This is a genomic window from Pseudomonas sp. YL2, from assembly GCF_023063025.1.
Taxonomy (GTDB): domain Bacteria; phylum Pseudomonadota; class Gammaproteobacteria; order Pseudomonadales; family Pseudomonadaceae; genus Aquipseudomonas; species Aquipseudomonas putida_A.
Genome location: NZ_JAJSLU010000006.1, coordinates 72,946 through 88,160, shown reverse-complemented (window position 1 = coordinate 88,160; position 15,215 = coordinate 72,946). Strand labels below are relative to the sequence as shown.

Genomic DNA, 15,215 nt, shown 5'->3' with positions numbered 1-15,215 from the left:
CCGCTGGTCAGTCGCCCCCTCTTATAACTCATCGTTCTAAAACTCCCACATCTGCAGCGGGTCAGTTTCTGAGTACCGGCCATTTTGGCCTGACTTGAATCACCCCTCCCCAACGGAAAAACCGGTAAGGACTTTATGTGCGGATTAGCTGGCGAGTTACGTTTTGATCATCAACCTGCAGACCTTGCAGCGGTAGAGCGAATCACCCATCACTTGGCCCCTCGCGGCCCCGACGCGTGGGGCTTCCATGCCCAAGGGCCGATTGCCCTCGGCCATCGTCGCCTGAAAATCATGGACCTGTCGGACGGCTCGGCGCAGCCGATGATCGACAGCCAACTGGGCTTGTCCCTGGCCTTCAATGGCGCGATCTACAACTTCCCGGAACTGCGTACCGAACTCGAAGCGCTGGGCTACGCCTTCTATTCCGGTGGCGACACCGAAGTGCTGCTCAAGGGCTACCACGCCTGGGGCGAAGCGCTGCTGCCCAAGCTCAACGGCATGTTCGCGTTCGCTATCTGGGAGCGTGATGCCCAGCGCCTGTTCATCGCTCGCGACCGTCTCGGCGTGAAGCCTTTGTACCTGTCGCGCACCGGCCAGCGTTTGCGCTTTGCCTCGGCCCTGCCGGCACTGCTCAAGGGCGGCGACATCAACCCGATCCTCGATCCGGTGGCGCTCAATCACTACCTGAATTTCCATGCGGTGGTGCCGGCTCCACGCACCTTGCTCGCGGGCATCGAAAAGCTGCCGCCAGCGACCTGGATGCGCGTCGAAGCCGATGGCCGCACCGAGCAGAAAACCTGGTGGACCCTGCCCTACGGCCCACACGACGACGAGAAAAACCTGACCCTCGAAGACTGGCGCGACCGTGTGCTCGACAGCACCCGTGAGGCGGTGGCAATCCGTCAACGCGCAGCGGTGGATGTCGGCGTGCTGCTTTCCGGCGGTGTCGATTCGAGCATGTTGGTTGGCTTGCTGCGTGAAGTCGGCGTCGAGAACCTATCGACCTTTTCCATCGGTTTCCAGGATGCTGGCGGCGAGCGTGGTGATGAATTCCAGTATTCCGATCTGATCGCCAAGCACTACGGCACTCAACATCATCAATTGCGCATCGACGAAAAAGAGATCATCGAGCAACTGCCCGCTGCGTTCCGTGCGATGAGCGAGCCGATGGTCAGCCACGACTGCATCGCCTTCTACCTGCTGTCGCGCGAAGTGGCCAAGCACTGCAAAGTGGTGCAAAGCGGCCAGGGTGCGGACGAGTTGTTCGCCGGTTATCACTGGTACCCGCAAGTCGACGGTGCGGCGGATCCATACGCAGCCTATCGCGCGGCGTTTTTCGACCGCAGCTACGAAGACTACGCGGCCACCGTACAGCCGAAATGGCTGACCGCGAATGACGCGGCCGGCGACTTCGTGAAGGAGCATTTCGCTCAACCCGGAGCTGATGCGGCAGTGGATAAAGCCCTACGTCTGGACAGCACGGTGATGCTGGTGGACGACCCGGTCAAACGCGTCGACAACATGACCATGGCCTGGGGCCTGGAAGCGCGCACGCCGTTTCTCGACTATCGACTGGTTGAACTGTCAGCGCGGATTCCCGGCGAGTTCAAGCTGCCCGACGGCGGCAAACAGGTGTTGAAAGAAGCCGCACGTCTGGTGATTCCAAGCGAAGTGATCGACCGCAAGAAAGGCTATTTCCCGGTGCCGGGCCTCAAGCACTTGCAAGGCGACACCCTGAACTGGGTGCGTGAACTGCTGCTGGATCCGAGCCAGGATCGTGGCCTGTTCAACCCGGCCATGCTCGACAAATTGCTGACTGATCCGCAAGGCCAACTGACGCCATTGCGCGGCTCGAAACTGTGGCAACTGGCGGCCCTGAACCTGTGGCTCAGTGAACAAGGAATCTGATTGATGAAACCTCACGCCACAGCGATCAATCAGCGCCTGATACGCGGTCAGACACCGTCGTATGAACGCTTGCAGGCGCGTCTGGCCGAAGACGGCAGCGAACTCGGCGCCGACCCCATCGCCGTACATTGCGGTTGGGGTCGGCTGCTGATCGGCCACACTTTCCCTGACCCGGCGACGCTGGCGCAGGAACTGCTCAACGAGCAGCCCGGCGAACGCGATATCGCCCTTTATGTCGCCGCACCGCAGCAGATTCTCGGGCTGGAACCGACGCAACTGTTTCTCGACCCATCCGATACTTTGCGCCTGTGGTTCAGCGATTACCGCCAGGCCACCCGCGTGTTTCGCGGCTTCCGCATTCGACGCGCGCAAAGCGAAGCGGACTGGCAAGCGATCAATCTGCTGTATCAGGCACGCGGCATGTTGCCGATCGATGCCACGCGCCTGACCCCGCATCATCAGGGCGGTCCGGTGTACTGGCTGGCCGAAGATGAAGACAGCGGCGCGGTGATCGGCAGCGTCATGGGCCTCAATCACCAGAAAGCCTTCAACGATCCGGAACATGGCAGCAGCCTGTGGTGCCTGGCGGTGGATCCGCAGTGCTCGCGGCCCGGTGTCGGTGAAGTGCTGGTGCGGCATTTGATCGAGCACTTCATGAGTCGTGGTCTGAGTTATCTGGATCTGTCGGTGCTGCATGACAACCGTCAGGCCAAAAATCTTTACGCCAAACTCGGTTTTCGCAACCTCTCGACCTTCGCCATCAAGCGCAAGAACGGCATCAATCAGACGCTGTTCCTCGGGCCCGGGCCGGAAGCCAACTTCAACCCTTATGCGCGGATCATCGTCGAGGAAGCGCACCGGCGCGGCATCGACGTGCAAGTGGACGATGCCGAAGCCGGGCTGTTCACCCTCAGCCATGGCGGACGTCGGGTGCGTTGCCGCGAATCGCTGAGCGACCTGACCAGCGCGATCAGCATGAGTCTGTGTCAGGACAAAAGCCTGACCCACAAAGTGTTGAAAGGCGCCGGCCTGAAGCTGCCTTCGCAGCAACTGGCGGGCAACGCCGACGACAACCTGGCGTTTCTTGACGAGCATCAGCGTGTGGTGGTCAAGCCGCTCGACGGTGAACAAGGCCAAGGCGTGGCGGTGGATCTACAGAGCATCGAAGAGGTGCAGCAGGCCATCGAAGCCGCCAAGCGTTTCGACAGCCGCGTACTGCTGGAAAGCTTCCACGAAGGCCTCGACCTGCGGATTCTGGTGATCGGTTTTGAAGTGGTGGCGGCAGCGATTCGTCGTCCCGCCGAGGTGGTCGGTGACGGCCATCATTCGATCGGTGCATTGATCGAGGCGCAGAGCCGGCGTCGGCAAGCCGCTACCAGTGGCGAGAGCAAGATCCCGCTGGATCACGAAACCCAACGCACCCTGCACGCGGCCGGGTATGACTACAGCAGCATCCTGCCGGCGGGCGAGCACCTGTTCGTCCGTCGCACGGCCAATCTGCACACCGGTGGCACGCTGGAGGATGTCACGGCAATTCTGCACCCGACGCTGGTCGATGCAGCGGTACGGGCGGCGCGGGCGCTGGACATTCCGATGGTCGGCCTCGACCTGATGGTGCCGGCGGCGGATCAGCCCGAGTACGTGTTTATCGAGGCCAATGAACGTGCCGGTCTGGCCAACCATGAGCCGCAGCCGACGGCGGAGCGGTTTGTCGATTTGTTGTTTCCGCACAGTCAGCCGGCTGTTTCTTGATTCCGAGGCGTCTGGACTGACGCCTTCGCGAGCAAGCCCGCTCCCACAGGTTGAACGCATTCCAAATGTGGGAGCGGGCTTGCTCGCGAAGGGGCCGGATCAGGCACTACAAATCCTTCCCCTCATCGAAACCATCGATGCGCCTCAACTCATCAGGAGTTTCCATGACCACTCAAATCCCCGAACCGGATCTGAACTACCTGCAAAAAGTCCTGCTGGAAATGCTCGCCATTCCCAGCCCTACCGGGTTCACCGACACCATCGTGCGCTACGTCGCCGAGCGTCTGGAAGAACTTGGCATCCCTTTCGAAATGACCCGTCGCGGCACCATTCGCGCCACCCTCAAGGGCAAGAAAAACAGCCCTGACCGCGCTGTCTCCGCGCACCTGGATACCATCGGCGCCGCCGTGCGTGCAGTGAAAGACAACGGCCGTCTGACCCTGGCCCCGGTCGGTTGCTGGTCGAGCCGCTTTGCCGAGGGCAGCAGGGTCAGCCTGTTCACCGACAATGGCGTTATACGCGGCAGCGTGTTGCCGCTGATGGCCTCCGGGCACGCGTTTAACACTGCCGTAGACGAGATGCCGATCAGCTGGGATCACGTCGAGCTGCGTCTGGATGCCTACTGCGCGACCAAGGCCGATTGCGACTCGCTGGGCATCAGCGTCGGCGACGTGGTGGCGTTCGACCCGCTGCCGGAGTTCACCGACAGCGGTCACATCAGCGCCCGTCACCTCGACGATAAGGCCGGGGTTGCGGCATTGCTCGCTGCGCTCAAAGCCATCGTCGAGAGCGGTCAGGAATTGATGATCGACTGTCACCCGCTGTTCACCATCACCGAGGAAACCGGCAGCGGTGCGGCGGCAGCCTTGCCGTGGGATGTCAGCGAGTTCGTCGGCATCGACATCGCGCCGGTCGCGCCGGGCCAGCACTCCAGCGAACACGCGGTGAGCGTGGCGATGCAGGACTCCGGTGGCCCTTACGACTATCACCTGTCGCGGCATTTGCTGCGTCTGGCCGGTGAAAACGAACTGCCGGTGCGGCGCGACCTGTTCCGCTATTACTTCAGCGACGCGCATTCGGCAGTCACTGCCGGGCACGATATCCGCACCGCCCTGCTCGCCTTTGGCTGCGACGCGACCCATGGTTATGAACGTACGCACATCGACAGTCTGGCGGCGCTCAGTCGTTTGCTCGGGGCGTACATTTTGAGTCCGCCGGTATTTGCCAGCGATGCGGCGCCGGCCAATGCTTCGCTGGATCGCTTCAGTCACCAGATCGAACATGAGACACAGATGGAGAGCGATACGCGAGTACCGTCAGTGGACAGTCTGGTGGGGCAGCGTTCCGACAGTTGAATCCTTGTTGTCTGAACTATGGCTATCGCGAGCAGGCTCACTCCTACAGTTGAAATGCATTTCCCTGTAGGAGTGAGCCTGCTCGCGATGAGGCCGATACTGCCCACACAAAACTGGCAGCCAGCCACCAATCGCCGTAGCATCCCGTCATTGATTTAGCCGAGGTGCCCATGCTGATTCCCTACGACGCTCTTGAAGTCGACACCCTCACCCGCCTGATCGAGGACTTCGTCACCCGCGACGGCACCGACAACGGTGATGACACACCGCTGGAAACCCGCGTGCTGCGCGTGCGCCAGGCGCTGACCAAAGGCCAGGCGCTGATCGTCTTCGACCCGGAAAGCGAACAATGCCAGTTGATGCTCAAACACGATGTGCCCAAGCATCTGTTCGACTAGCGGACCTTTTCGGTGACCTGTTTGCGCTGGATCCGCTGATAGACTTCAGAACGGTGCACATTGACCTTCTGCGGCGCCTCGACACCAAAGCGCACACTGGAGCCGTTGACTGACAACACGCGCACGGATATGTCGTCACCGATGGAAATCAACTCGCCCACTACACGGCTGAGTACAAGCATGGAATTTATCCTTCAGGGTTAGCCAGCCCTGAAGATGCGCGGTGGGCGCGCGCTCGACAATGCACGCAGAGCAATTCAGTCTTGCCCTACACCCACAAGCGCCGCGCCCGTCAGACGTTTCCTGCAAATCGCTAAACAGCCTCGCCTCACGCCGCGGAAAATCGCGGCCCGAACAGAATCACGCTCGCGCCGATCACGCACAGCGCCACGCCGATCCAGTCCGAACCCAAAGGGCGAACGCGCTCGACCACCGCCAGCCAGCCGATCGACGCGACGATGTAGATCCCGCCATAGGCGGCATAGGCGCGCCCGGCATAAGCCGCTTCGACGCGGGTCAACAACAGCGCGAACAGGGTCAGGCTGAGCAGCGCCGGGATCACCCACAAGGCACTTTTGCCCTGACGCAGCCACATGAAAAAGGCGAAACAACCGGCGATTTCAAACAGCGCCGCGAGGAAGAACCACAGGTAATTGAGCATTGATGCGTCTCGACAGGGTGACCATTGCGGCCACCCTAACGACGCAACATCCTCGGGGCAAGTTCAGCCGTTGGTTTGTCTGGCCTTGGCGCGCATTTTATCGGCCATGGTGGTCATTTCGTTGTAGATCAGTTGCGGGTTCTTCTGTTTGATCGCCCAGGCCATGCGCCCCTGCTCGTGCGGCAGGATCATGAATTCGCCGGCGGCCACTTGCTGGTAGATATAGTCTGCAATGTCGGCAGCCGTAATCGGCGAACTTTCCAGCAACTTGCCGACCTGGGCTTTCATGGCCGGGGTCGGACCACGGAACGAGTCGAGCAAGTTGGTCTGGAAGAACGACGGGCAGACCACATGCACGCTGACTTCCTGCTGCGCCAGTTCGATCAGCAAACTTTCCGACAGCGCCACTACACCGGCCTTGGCCACGTTGTAGTTGCTCATCGCCGGGCCCTGCATCAGTGCAGCCATCGAAGCGATGTTGATGATCTTGCCTCTGCTCTGCTCCAGCAGCGGCAGGAACGCCTTGCAGCCCTTGACCACCCCCATCAGGTTGATCGCGATCTGCCAGTCCCAATCCTCCAGCGACAGTTCGCTGAAGAACCCGCCGGACGCCACACCGGCGTTGTTGACGATGACATCGATACCGCCGAGCTTCACTTCGCAAGCCTGGGCAAACGCGGTGAGCTGGCTGTAGTCACGCACGTCGCAACGTTGGGTGAAACCGTCACCACCGGCCTCGCGCACCCGCTTCAGGGTTTCCTGCAGGCCAGGTTCGCTGACGTCGGACAAGGCCAGCTGCCAGCCTTCACGCGCCCAGCGCAGCGCGATTTCGCGACCCAAACCTGAGCCCGCACCCGTGATCATCATGCGATTTTGCATAGCAGACAGCCTTGTTGTTCCGTAGGAGATGCGCGGAGTGTAGCGAAGGAACACTGGCCACCCACGCTCCATCAGATTGCTGAATACAGGATCAAAAGATCGCAGCCTTCGGCAGCGCCTACATCAGTTCCCTGTAGGAGCTGCCGAAGGCTGCGATCTTTTGATCTCGCGCTTTAAAGGAAATAAACGAGTAATCCAAATACATTAAAAAAACATTGAATTTTCTTTCATTCGCACCAGTCGGAATTTGTAAGCCGTCTGGAATTAGTTAGCCTCCAGTCGCCCTTGAACACCAAGTCTTCTCGAACGCTATAAACAAGGAAATCGACATGGGCACAATTCTTATCATTATCCTGATCCTGTTGCTGATCGGTGGTCTGCCGGTCTTCCCGCACTCCAGAAGTTGGGGTTACGGTCCTTCGGGCATTATTGGCGTGGTGTTGGTGGTGCTGCTGGTCTTGCTGTTACTTGGCAGGATATAAAACCCCAAGACAAAAAAAGAGGCCCTAAGGGGCCTCTTTTTTATGCAGCGGTTTTTCAGTCCGGCTTGCCGTTGATCACACCGGCAGTGTTGTCCATCAGACTCTTGGTCGCCGTTTGCAGGAACGCTTCCAGCTTTAGCTTCAGTTCGGCGGTACGCGGTGCGTCCGGAATGATCTCGGCAGAAGGGTTCGCGCCCAGTTGGTACTGGTAGATCTTCGGCGCCATTTCCTTCTCTTTCGGCAGCACCAGGATCTGGTCGGCAGTGACGATGGCGGTGGTCTGCTCGCTGCCCGACGGCTTGATCACACCGAAACCGGTGTCGCCGGCCGGGAGATTCAGCAGGTCGCGACCCCAGCACTGATGACGCACTTCGCCACCCAGACGACCCATGATGGTCGGCACGATGTCGATCTGCGTACCCACGGTGTGGTCACGGGTGCCGAATTTTTCCTGAATGCCCGGGGCGATCATCAGCATCGGCACGTTGAAGCGGCCCAGGTCCATTTCGGTGATCTGGCGTTCGTTGCCGAAACCGTGGTCACCGACAATGACGAACAGGGTTTCCTTGAAGTACGGCTCTTTGCGTGCCTTCTCGAAGAACTGACCCAGCGCCCAGTCGGCGTAACGCATGGCGGTCAGGTGTTCGTTGAGGCTGCCACGATCGGTCACGCGCTCGACCGGCAATGGCGTCGGCAAGGCGTACGGCGTGTGGTTGGACAGGGTTTGCAGCAGCGCGTAGAACGGCTTGCCGTTTTCCCGCGCCTTCAGCTCCTGCAGACCACGGTCGAACATGTCCTGGTCGGACACGCCCCAGGTCGGATCGGAGAACACCGGATTGACGAAGTCGTTACGGCCAACGAAGTTGGTCATGCCCTGGTTACTGAAGAAGCCCGACTGGTTGTCCCAGGCGAAGTCGCCGTTGTAGACATACACGTCGTCATACTTGCGCGCGCTGAGCAGCTGCGGCAGACCGGACAGCTTGTGGCTGCCTTCCGGGGTCTGCATCAGGTATTCGAAACCTGGCAGGTTCGGGAAGCACGCCATGGTCGCAAACATGCCCTGGTGGGTATGGGTGCCGTTGGAGAAGAAGCGGTCGAACAGCAGGCCTTCCTTCGACAGTTTGTCGAGGTAAGGTGTGATGTTGCCCGGTGCGCCCAGGGCGCCGACCGAGTGACCGGCCATGCTTTCCATCAGGATCACGACTACGTTCTTGATCGGCAGGGTCTTGTCGGCCGGCGGCGTGTAGTCACGACGCACGGCAGCGATGTCGGCATCGACCAGTTTGTCGTCCGGCATCACCAGCATCTCGCGCACCACTTTCTGCGCCTGTTCCTGCGGCAGGGTGGCTTTCCAGATGTTATCGCGGTCCTCGCCCATGCGGTCCTTGGCGGCGGCGATCAGCGACAGCGTGCCGTTGAGGCCGAGCTGGTTGGCGAAGTTCGATTCGGTGGTGTACACGTCACCCCAACGCAGCGGCGGGCCCTGACGCAGGGTGCCACGGGCGGCCACGACGCAGATCAGCAGGCAGACCACGAACACCGCCAGGCGGGTGTACCACGGCGCCACCTGACGGGTGCCGACGTTGCCGCCGCTGAACGGGCCGCGTGGACGGGTCGCACGGTCGGCGCCCTTGAAGGCCAGGGTCAGGATCACGGTGCCGATGACCCACGCCAGCAGGTAACGCACTACCGGGAAACCGTACCAGAGCATGCTCATCACGGTTTTCGGGTCTTCCTTCACGTACTGGAACACCAGACCATTGAGGCGCTGGTGGAACTCGCGGTAAAAGTCCATTTCCATCAGGCCGAGGAACAGCGCGATGCTGGACGCCACGGTCAGCCATAGACGGAAGAAGCCACGCGCAGCCATTGCACGGGCGCTGAACAGTGCCAGCACCAGCGGAACGCAGACGTAGACCACCAGGCGCAGGTCGAAACGCAGGCCGTTGGCGAAGGCTTCGAGGAAGGTCGAAGCCGGGGTATCGAGGATCATCTCGCGGTTGTAGACCAGCAGCGCGAGGCGCAGCACGGAAAACATCACCATCATGACCAGGGCACACAGCAGCGTGTAGGCCAGATGCGATTTGACGGTCGGTTGCAGCAGGCGAGTGGAAGATCGCTGCTGATTCAGGGCGTCCGGGTTTGCCATGTCGTTTTAGGACCCATTGGAAGTTGAAGTTGCAAAATACAGCGGCGCCATGCCCTCTTTTGGCCATTCCAGGCCCCGGGGCGTGCGCGGTGCGCAAATGTTGCACGATCAACGGCTGCATTGCCATTGATTACTGCCCCATTGCCCGACTCTTTCATACAAGCATTCGGACGGGGGACAAACCGAGTTGCGCGGGCGAATTGTCTGGAACACTTTGTGAAAATTTCGTCCAACGCATATCTGGAAACACAATATAACGACAAAACAAAACGCCCCGATTCGGTCGGGGCGTTTTGCTGTCAGCGCGAAGAATTACTTCTCGGCGCGTTCTTTCAGGGCTTTCAGCGTATTGAACGGCGCATCGACCACGAACTTGTTGGCAATCATGCTCGGCACGCTGCCGCCGGGCTCGGTGTGCACCTGATAGGTCACTTCGACTTGATCACCTTTGGGTACGAACTTCCAGAACCCTTTGACCTGAGCGACACGGACAAAGCCTTTCTCTTCGGGAAGGTACTTCGGCACGCCTTCGAGGTTGCGGGTCAGGCTGCCATCGGCGCCCTCAACGGTGGTGATGTGCAACACCGAATCACGTGGGGTCACTGGCCACGGCGTATTGAACTGGGTGTAGGTCCAGCTCTGATCGCCCTCGTGCTTGAGCAGTTTCTGGGTTTTGCATTCGTGAATCCAGGCGCAGGCTCCGGCCACGTCTTCCTGCAAGGCACGCAGTTTGGCAACGGTGGTCTTCATCAGGGCAACACCCTGATAGGACTTGTAATCGGAACCCGGCACTTCGGCCAGCGAGACCTTGATCCCGTCCTGTTCCTTGGCGACCTTCCAGTCTTCGGCCTGAGCCATCGAAGTAGCCAGCACAGCGGTCAAACCACACAACACAGCGATACGATGCAGCGAACCCATAGTCTTATTCCTTATTGTTGAAGTTCCGTTCGTTTGACACATCACGCCGCCGTCATCTGCTCCCACCAACCGATCAACCTGATCGCTTCTTCCGAGCTGCTGCCGCAGACTTCGACATCGGCGGCGAATCCTGAACAGACCGCCGGACGCTCCGGCTGGCCGAAAATGCTGCACAGGTTTTCGACCGAGAGCTGCACGCAACGTTCGCCCGCAGGTTTGCCGTTGGGCATGCCCGGAATGGCAGAGCTGATGGACGGGGCAATGCAGCAAGCGCCACAGCCTTCACGGCATTTCATGACGAGCAAGTCCTCGCGACGGGCAATGTGTTAAAGATACACGGACAGAGTAACCGCTAAAACGGTTGTTTCAAATTCCCTGCACCGGGGTTTTTACCGATAACTGAATGTGACTGACCAGTCTCCGACAAAGCGTCTGGTCTGCGGGTCACGGGTCGATTGAATTTATTGCTTGAACTCGAAATCCAGCGCTGCGCCTTCGACTTCGCGGCGCTCTTCGTTGCGCAGCTGCAACTGCATTTCATTGCTGAGCAGGCGGCCATTGAGCTGGAAGCCGCTGTTCTTCTCGCCAAACATCTGCGGCAGGATCGCCTCGTGTTTGGGCATCGGCACGGTACCGGCAGGTTTGAGCTGCTGGACCATGTCTTTGGGCAGGCTCAGGTCCAGTTTGGCCGGCGGCAGCCTGGTTTTAGCCACTTCACTGGCCGGTTTTGACTTGGAGGCAATCGGGGGCCGCTTCTTCACCGGGGCCGCTTTCTTCTGCGGGGCTTTCTTCGTCTGAGCTTTCTTGTCCGCAACGGCTTTGCTGGCCGTTTTACTCGCCGGAGCTGACGCCGCAGGCTTTTCCTGAACGGCGGCTGCCATGACACCGGGCGCATGGCCCATCGTCAACACACCAAGCAAAATCCAGGCAGCAGGCAAAATCGCTTTCATGAGCCCCACAACACTAACGGCAGAGGGCCATATGCTCGCCTGTTGAGCGTCACAAGACAAGCGCGGTGCGCCACTCGTTCAGAAACCGCCTGCGGTTTCCTGACACAGTTGAGTCGCCAGCAAACCGAGGGTCATCAGCGCCCTTTCCGCCTCGCGATTCCACGGCGTGCCGCAGTTCAGGCGGATGCAGTGGTTGAACTGCTCGGTATTACTGAAGATCAGCCCCGGCGCAATACTGATGCCCTGCTGCAAGGCGCGGACGTGCAATTCCTGGGTATTGACCCTGCCCGGCAGACTCACCCAGAGGATAAAACCGCCCGTGGGCCGGGTCATTTGCGTGCCTTCGGGGAAGTACTGCTGCACCGCCAGCTGAAATGCGCTGAGGTTTTTTCGGTATTCCTGACGGATGTACCGTAAATGCCGGTCATAACCGCCATTTTCCAGATAAGCGGCAATCGCCATTTGCGTGACGCTGCACGCCGAATGCGTGGTGAAGGTCTGCAGACGCTGGATTTCCTGCTGATACTTGCCGGCGATCATCCAGCCGACGCGCACACCCGGCGACAACGTCTTGGAAAAGCTCGAGCAGTAGATCACCCGATCCAGCCGATCGTAGGCCTTGAGGGCTTTGGTGCGGCCCTGTTCGAACATCAACTCGCCATAGATGTCGTCTTCGACGATCTGGATATCGAAGTCCGAAGCCAGGCGCAGCAGTTGCTTCTGCCGCTCTTCCGGCATGGTGCCGCCCAGGGGATTGCTCAGGCGAGTGGTCAGAACCAAGGCTTTGATCGACCATTGGTTGGCCGCCAGCTGCAAGGCTTCGAGGCTCATGCCGGTGGCCGGATCGCTGGGGATCTCGATCACTTTCAGGCCCAGCAGGTCGGCCAGTTGCAGCAGACCGTAATAGGTTGGCGATTCGGCGGCGATCAGGTCGCCCGGACGAGTCAGCACCCGCAGCGACATCTGCAGCGCATCGACACAGCCGTGGGTGATCACCACTTCTGACGGATCGACGACGACCCCGGCATCGCGCATGCGGATCGCCACTTGCCGACGCAGCGGTTCGAAACCCGGGCTGAACATGTAACTGAACGCGCGCGGACTATGGAATCGGGTGACCTTGGCCAGTTGTTGATGCAGCGCGCGCACCGGGAGGTAATCGACACTCGGCACCGCAGCGCCCAACGGGAACACCCCTTCGCGCCGCGATTCGACCAGCACTTGCTGAATGATGCTGGCGCGGGTGACCAGCCCTGGCCGCTCGACCCGTGCGATGTCCGGGGTCGGCGCTGTCAGTGCCGGGGTCTGGTGCACGTAGTAACCGGACTGCGGCCGTGCACGGATCAGGCCCTGATCTTCGAGATTGGCGTAGGCCTGCAACACCGTTGCATGGCTGACATTGAGCTGCGAACTCATCTTGCGCACCGACGGCACGCGTTCTCCGGGCTGATAGACACCGCGCCGGATGTCTTCCGCCAATTGTTGAGCAATACGTTGGTAGAGCAAGAGGTTGGTCATGACGCAGCACTCGATTTCACGGGCATTTTATTCTTGTGTGAAACAATACCGGAACAGTTTAGAAGTGTACTGGGACAGTTGCCACCATAGTCGACCGTACAGTGCAGTGTCAGCTACAACTGTACGGATTTGCGTGCTATTCGACAGACGTAAAAAAGCCCGGCGCTGCATGACAGGCCGGGCTTTCCAGAGACGCAGCCCTCAGCGGGCGGCGCCGAGCTGGCCTTTTTCGTCGGAGAACACAATTTCCACCCGACGATTCTGTGCCCGCCCGCGCTCGGAAGCGTTGGCGTCCACCGGGTACTCATCGCCGTAACCTTCGACATGAATCCGCTTGTCCTCAATCCCGAGGTCCATCAGCACATCGGCCACCGCCTGCGCACGATCACGCGACAGCTTGAGGTTTTCCTGCTTGCCGCCGGTGCTGTCGGTGTAGCCCTCGATGCGCACCACGCGTTTCGGGTTGAGCTGCAGAAACTGCACGATCTTCAGCACTACACGGTTGGCCGAGTTCTTCAGCTCCGCTTCGCCGGTGTCGAACAGCACGTCGCCCAAGGTCATGACCAGGCCGCGATCGGTTTGCGTGGTGGCCAGCGCAACGATCTGCTCCTCAAGCCACTTGCCCTGCTGCTGCACGCTCAGCAGTTTGGACTCGCGCAGGGCCAGTTGCAGGCGTTGACGCTCCAGCTCAAGCTTAGCCGCGCGCTCTTCGTTGAGCACCAGATTGGTGTGTTCGCGGGCGATTTCGCTGTAGCGCTGACTCAGGTAGGCGTAATGCGCCACGTCCGAGCCACTGCCCCAATAGGTCGACAGGCGATCGGCACGGGCCAGGGACTCACCGGCACGGATCACGTCCTTGGGAGCGATGCGCAGCACGTTGGAGTCTTCCTTGACCTTCTGGAAGTCGCTGCTGGCTTGTTGCAATGCGCTTTCACTGTGCTGACCGGCGCAACCGTAGAGGCTTGCACAACCGGCCAGAATCAACCCGCCGAGGGCTTTGGACTTGAGGCTCATTGGGCATCTCCCAGTTGCTTGCGCAGACGGATGATGCGGGTGTTGAGCACGTTCAGTTGCTCTTCGCTCTTTTGCGTCAGCACCTTGGCTTCGGCCAGACGTGCATCCAGCTCGGCCTGTTCGGCGCGCATGCGGGCGTTCTTGAAGGACTCGTCGGTCATGTTGCCCTTGGCCCGGTTGAACTTGTCTTCGGCCAGTTTCATTTCCGGCATTTCATCGGCGGTCGCACCGACAGCCTTGGCCTGGGTGATGGCCTGCTCGGTCAGGCGTATTTGCTCATTGGGTGCCGGATCGTTGGCGCAGCCGGCCAGGGCCAGAACGGCCATGGCCGCGAAAAGAGGTCGAATACTCACTAAGAATCCCTACTGTTTTGGGGCACTGACAGGTGGCTGCGGCTGTTGCTGCTGAGCCTTCCAGCGCTCGATGTTGCGTTGCAGCGCGGCTTCGGTCAGTCCGGACGCGGGCAATTCTGTCATCTTTTTAGCGAGCTGTCCGCGCAACCACGGATCGTTGCAGGCCGAGTTGTGCGAAACCGCGAGGAACAGCCCCGGTCGGTCAATCGGTTGCTCGAACGCCAGCAGATCATTGGCCATGCCCAATGCCTGCGCGGCGGCCATGCCCGAGTAGCGCCCGGCGAGCACATATTCGACTTCACCCAGCAGAAGTTTCTGAAAGGCCTGAGTGAGGTTTGCCGTCCGGGTCAGGGTCAGATTCTGCTCGGCAAAAGTGCCGAATGCCTGGGTTATTCGAGACTTTTCCGACAGCCCGCCGGTGTGCCCGTGCAGGTCCCTGGCTTCGCTGTAGACCAGCGTCGAGCCTTTGCGCGTCCACACCAGATAGTCGTTTTCCAGCAACGGCGGATAGATGTAGTCGAGGTTTTCCAGCTCGTTGAACATCAGAGGCGTGTCGGCCAGCATGTCCATGCGCCCGCTGCGTACTTCATCAAGGGCCTGCGCGCGTTTGCCGGCGTAGATCAACTCGACCTTGATCCCCAGATCCTTGGCCACTTGCTGCAACAGGTCGGCACTGGCGCCGATCAAGTGCTTGGGATTCTGTGGATCCTGCCACAGGTACGGCGGCGCATCCGGGCTGCCGGTGACGACAAGGCGCTCGCATTTGCCGGCGGCCGCCGCCATCCCCGGTAACAGGATCAATCCCAATAACAACCCGCGGCGCAGATCCATGGCAAAACACTCCCACGCAAATTCGAGACAAAAAAAGCCCGACCATA

General features: G+C 60.1%; 16 protein-coding genes. 5 read left to right on the top strand and 11 right to left on the bottom strand.

Going from position 1 to position 15,215, the window contains the following annotated elements; translation table 11 throughout:
• Positions 1-135 precede the first annotated feature (135 nt).
• From LVD08_RS11430 to LVD08_RS11415, 4 genes are all read left to right on the top strand, one after another.
• Positions 136-1,908, top strand: coding sequence for an N-acetylglutaminylglutamine amidotransferase (locus LVD08_RS11430; RefSeq protein ID WP_247268165.1), 1,773 nt, complete (start codon positions 136-138; stop codon positions 1,906-1,908).
• A 3-nt stretch (positions 1,909-1,911) separates the two neighbouring features.
• Entirely contained in the window at positions 1,912-3,660 is a 1,749-nt protein-coding gene (ngg, locus tag LVD08_RS11425) for an N-acetylglutaminylglutamine synthetase (RefSeq protein ID WP_098964990.1), read from the top strand.
• 164 nt (positions 3,661-3,824) lie between these two features.
• Positions 3,825-5,015: an osmoprotectant NAGGN system M42 family peptidase gene (locus tag LVD08_RS11420; RefSeq protein WP_027612398.1), complete on the top strand. Its 1,191-nt coding sequence runs from the start codon at positions 3,825-3,827 to the stop codon at positions 5,013-5,015.
• 170 nt (positions 5,016-5,185) lie between these two features.
• Positions 5,186-5,413 carry a YheU family protein gene (locus LVD08_RS11415; RefSeq protein WP_003192759.1) on the top strand — a complete coding sequence of 76 codons (228 nt, stop codon included), beginning with the start codon at positions 5,186-5,188 and terminating at the stop codon, positions 5,411-5,413.
• Here the strand turns inward: LVD08_RS11415 and csrA are convergent.
• The 3 genes from csrA to LVD08_RS11400 form a co-directional block, all read right to left on the bottom strand.
• Positions 5,410-5,595 (bottom strand): carbon storage regulator CsrA, encoded by a 186-nt coding sequence (gene csrA / locus LVD08_RS11410; RefSeq protein WP_027612397.1) that lies wholly within the window; start codon positions 5,593-5,595, stop codon positions 5,410-5,412. The two genes, LVD08_RS11415 and csrA, sit on opposite strands and share 4 nt — an antisense overlap.
• Positions 5,596-5,741: 146 nt before the next feature.
• Positions 5,742-6,074, bottom strand: coding sequence for a YnfA family protein (locus LVD08_RS11405; RefSeq protein ID WP_003226957.1), 333 nt, complete (start codon positions 6,072-6,074; stop codon positions 5,742-5,744).
• Positions 6,075-6,137: 63 nt separating this feature from the next.
• Entirely contained in the window at positions 6,138-6,953 is an 816-nt protein-coding gene (locus LVD08_RS11400; RefSeq protein ID WP_027612396.1) for an SDR family oxidoreductase, read from the bottom strand.
• Between the two features lie 323 nt (positions 6,954-7,276).
• Between LVD08_RS11400 and LVD08_RS11395 the strand changes: the two genes are divergently transcribed.
• Positions 7,277-7,435 carry a DUF3309 family protein gene (locus tag LVD08_RS11395; protein WP_169432680.1) on the top strand — a complete coding sequence of 53 codons (159 nt, stop codon included), beginning with the start codon at positions 7,277-7,279 and terminating at the stop codon, positions 7,433-7,435.
• A 55-nt stretch (positions 7,436-7,490) separates the two neighbouring features.
• On the opposite strand, the gene LVD08_RS11390 is transcribed toward LVD08_RS11395, so the two are convergent.
• The 8 genes from LVD08_RS11390 to LVD08_RS11355 all read right to left on the bottom strand — a co-directional run bounded on the left by LVD08_RS11390 (position 7,491) and on the right by LVD08_RS11355 (position 15,168).
• A complete protein-coding gene (locus LVD08_RS11390) occupies positions 7,491-9,584 on the bottom strand; it encodes an LTA synthase family protein (protein WP_027612395.1) in 2,094 nt (697 codons plus the stop codon).
• Between the two features lie 312 nt (positions 9,585-9,896).
• Positions 9,897-10,502, bottom strand: coding sequence for an START domain-containing protein (locus tag LVD08_RS11385; RefSeq protein WP_027612394.1), 606 nt, complete (start codon positions 10,500-10,502; stop codon positions 9,897-9,899).
• 41 nt (positions 10,503-10,543) lie between these two features.
• The gene (locus LVD08_RS11380; protein ID WP_027612393.1) at positions 10,544-10,798 is read right to left on the bottom strand and encodes a YkgJ family cysteine cluster protein; all 255 of its coding nucleotides are present in this window, start codon (positions 10,796-10,798) and stop codon (positions 10,544-10,546) included.
• 165 nt (positions 10,799-10,963) lie between these two features.
• The gene (locus LVD08_RS11375) at positions 10,964-11,452 is read right to left on the bottom strand and encodes a translation initiation factor 2 (protein WP_103369250.1); all 489 of its coding nucleotides are present in this window, start codon (positions 11,450-11,452) and stop codon (positions 10,964-10,966) included.
• A gap of 78 nt (positions 11,453-11,530) precedes the next feature.
• A complete protein-coding gene (locus LVD08_RS11370; RefSeq protein WP_003226969.1) occupies positions 11,531-12,970 on the bottom strand; it encodes an aminotransferase-like domain-containing protein in 1,440 nt (479 codons plus the stop codon).
• A gap of 201 nt (positions 12,971-13,171) precedes the next feature.
• The gene (locus tag LVD08_RS11365) at positions 13,172-13,984 is read right to left on the bottom strand and encodes an OmpA family protein (RefSeq protein WP_247268164.1); all 813 of its coding nucleotides are present in this window, start codon (positions 13,982-13,984) and stop codon (positions 13,172-13,174) included.
• A complete protein-coding gene (locus LVD08_RS11360; protein ID WP_247268163.1) occupies positions 13,981-14,337 on the bottom strand; it encodes a DUF4398 domain-containing protein in 357 nt (118 codons plus the stop codon). The genes LVD08_RS11365 and LVD08_RS11360 overlap by 4 nt, the downstream gene beginning before the upstream one ends.
• 9 nt (positions 14,338-14,346) lie before the next feature.
• The gene (locus LVD08_RS11355; protein WP_247268162.1) at positions 14,347-15,168 is read right to left on the bottom strand and encodes a substrate-binding periplasmic protein; all 822 of its coding nucleotides are present in this window, start codon (positions 15,166-15,168) and stop codon (positions 14,347-14,349) included.
• Positions 15,169-15,215: the final 47 nt, after the last annotated feature.

Excerpts from the sequence above, each read along its gene's own strand:
- LVD08_RS11405 (WP_003226957.1), bottom strand. The coding sequence starts at position 6,074 with ATGCTCAATTACCTGTGGTTCTTCCTCGCGGCGCTGTTTGAAATCGCC.
- LVD08_RS11380 (WP_027612393.1), bottom strand. The coding sequence starts at position 10,798 with ATGAAATGCCGTGAAGGCTGTGGCGCTTGCTGCATTGCCCCGTCCATC.
- csrA (WP_027612397.1), bottom strand. The coding sequence starts at position 5,595 with ATGCTTGTACTCAGCCGTGTAGTGGGCGAGTTGATTTCCATCGGTGAC.
- LVD08_RS11375 (WP_103369250.1), bottom strand. The coding sequence starts at position 11,452 with ATGAAAGCGATTTTGCCTGCTGCCTGGATTTTGCTTGGTGTGTTGACG.
- LVD08_RS11420 (WP_027612398.1), top strand. The coding sequence starts at position 3,825 with ATGACCACTCAAATCCCCGAACCGGATCTGAACTACCTGCAAAAAGTC.
- ngg (WP_098964990.1), top strand. The coding sequence starts at position 1,912 with ATGAAACCTCACGCCACAGCGATCAATCAGCGCCTGATACGCGGTCAG.
- LVD08_RS11365 (WP_247268164.1), bottom strand. The coding sequence starts at position 13,984 with ATGAGCCTCAAGTCCAAAGCCCTCGGCGGGTTGATTCTGGCCGGTTGT.
- LVD08_RS11415 (WP_003192759.1), top strand. The coding sequence starts at position 5,186 with ATGCTGATTCCCTACGACGCTCTTGAAGTCGACACCCTCACCCGCCTG.
- LVD08_RS11370 (WP_003226969.1), bottom strand. The coding sequence starts at position 12,970 with ATGACCAACCTCTTGCTCTACCAACGTATTGCTCAACAATTGGCGGAA.
- LVD08_RS11355 (WP_247268162.1), bottom strand. The coding sequence starts at position 15,168 with ATGGATCTGCGCCGCGGGTTGTTATTGGGATTGATCCTGTTACCGGGG.
- LVD08_RS11400 (WP_027612396.1), bottom strand. The coding sequence starts at position 6,953 with ATGCAAAATCGCATGATGATCACGGGTGCGGGCTCAGGTTTGGGTCGC.
- LVD08_RS11430 (WP_247268165.1), top strand. The coding sequence starts at position 136 with ATGTGCGGATTAGCTGGCGAGTTACGTTTTGATCATCAACCTGCAGAC.
- LVD08_RS11385 (WP_027612394.1), bottom strand. The coding sequence starts at position 10,502 with ATGGGTTCGCTGCATCGTATCGCTGTGTTGTGTGGTTTGACCGCTGTG.
- LVD08_RS11390 (WP_027612395.1), bottom strand. The coding sequence starts at position 9,584 with ATGGCAAACCCGGACGCCCTGAATCAGCAGCGATCTTCCACTCGCCTG.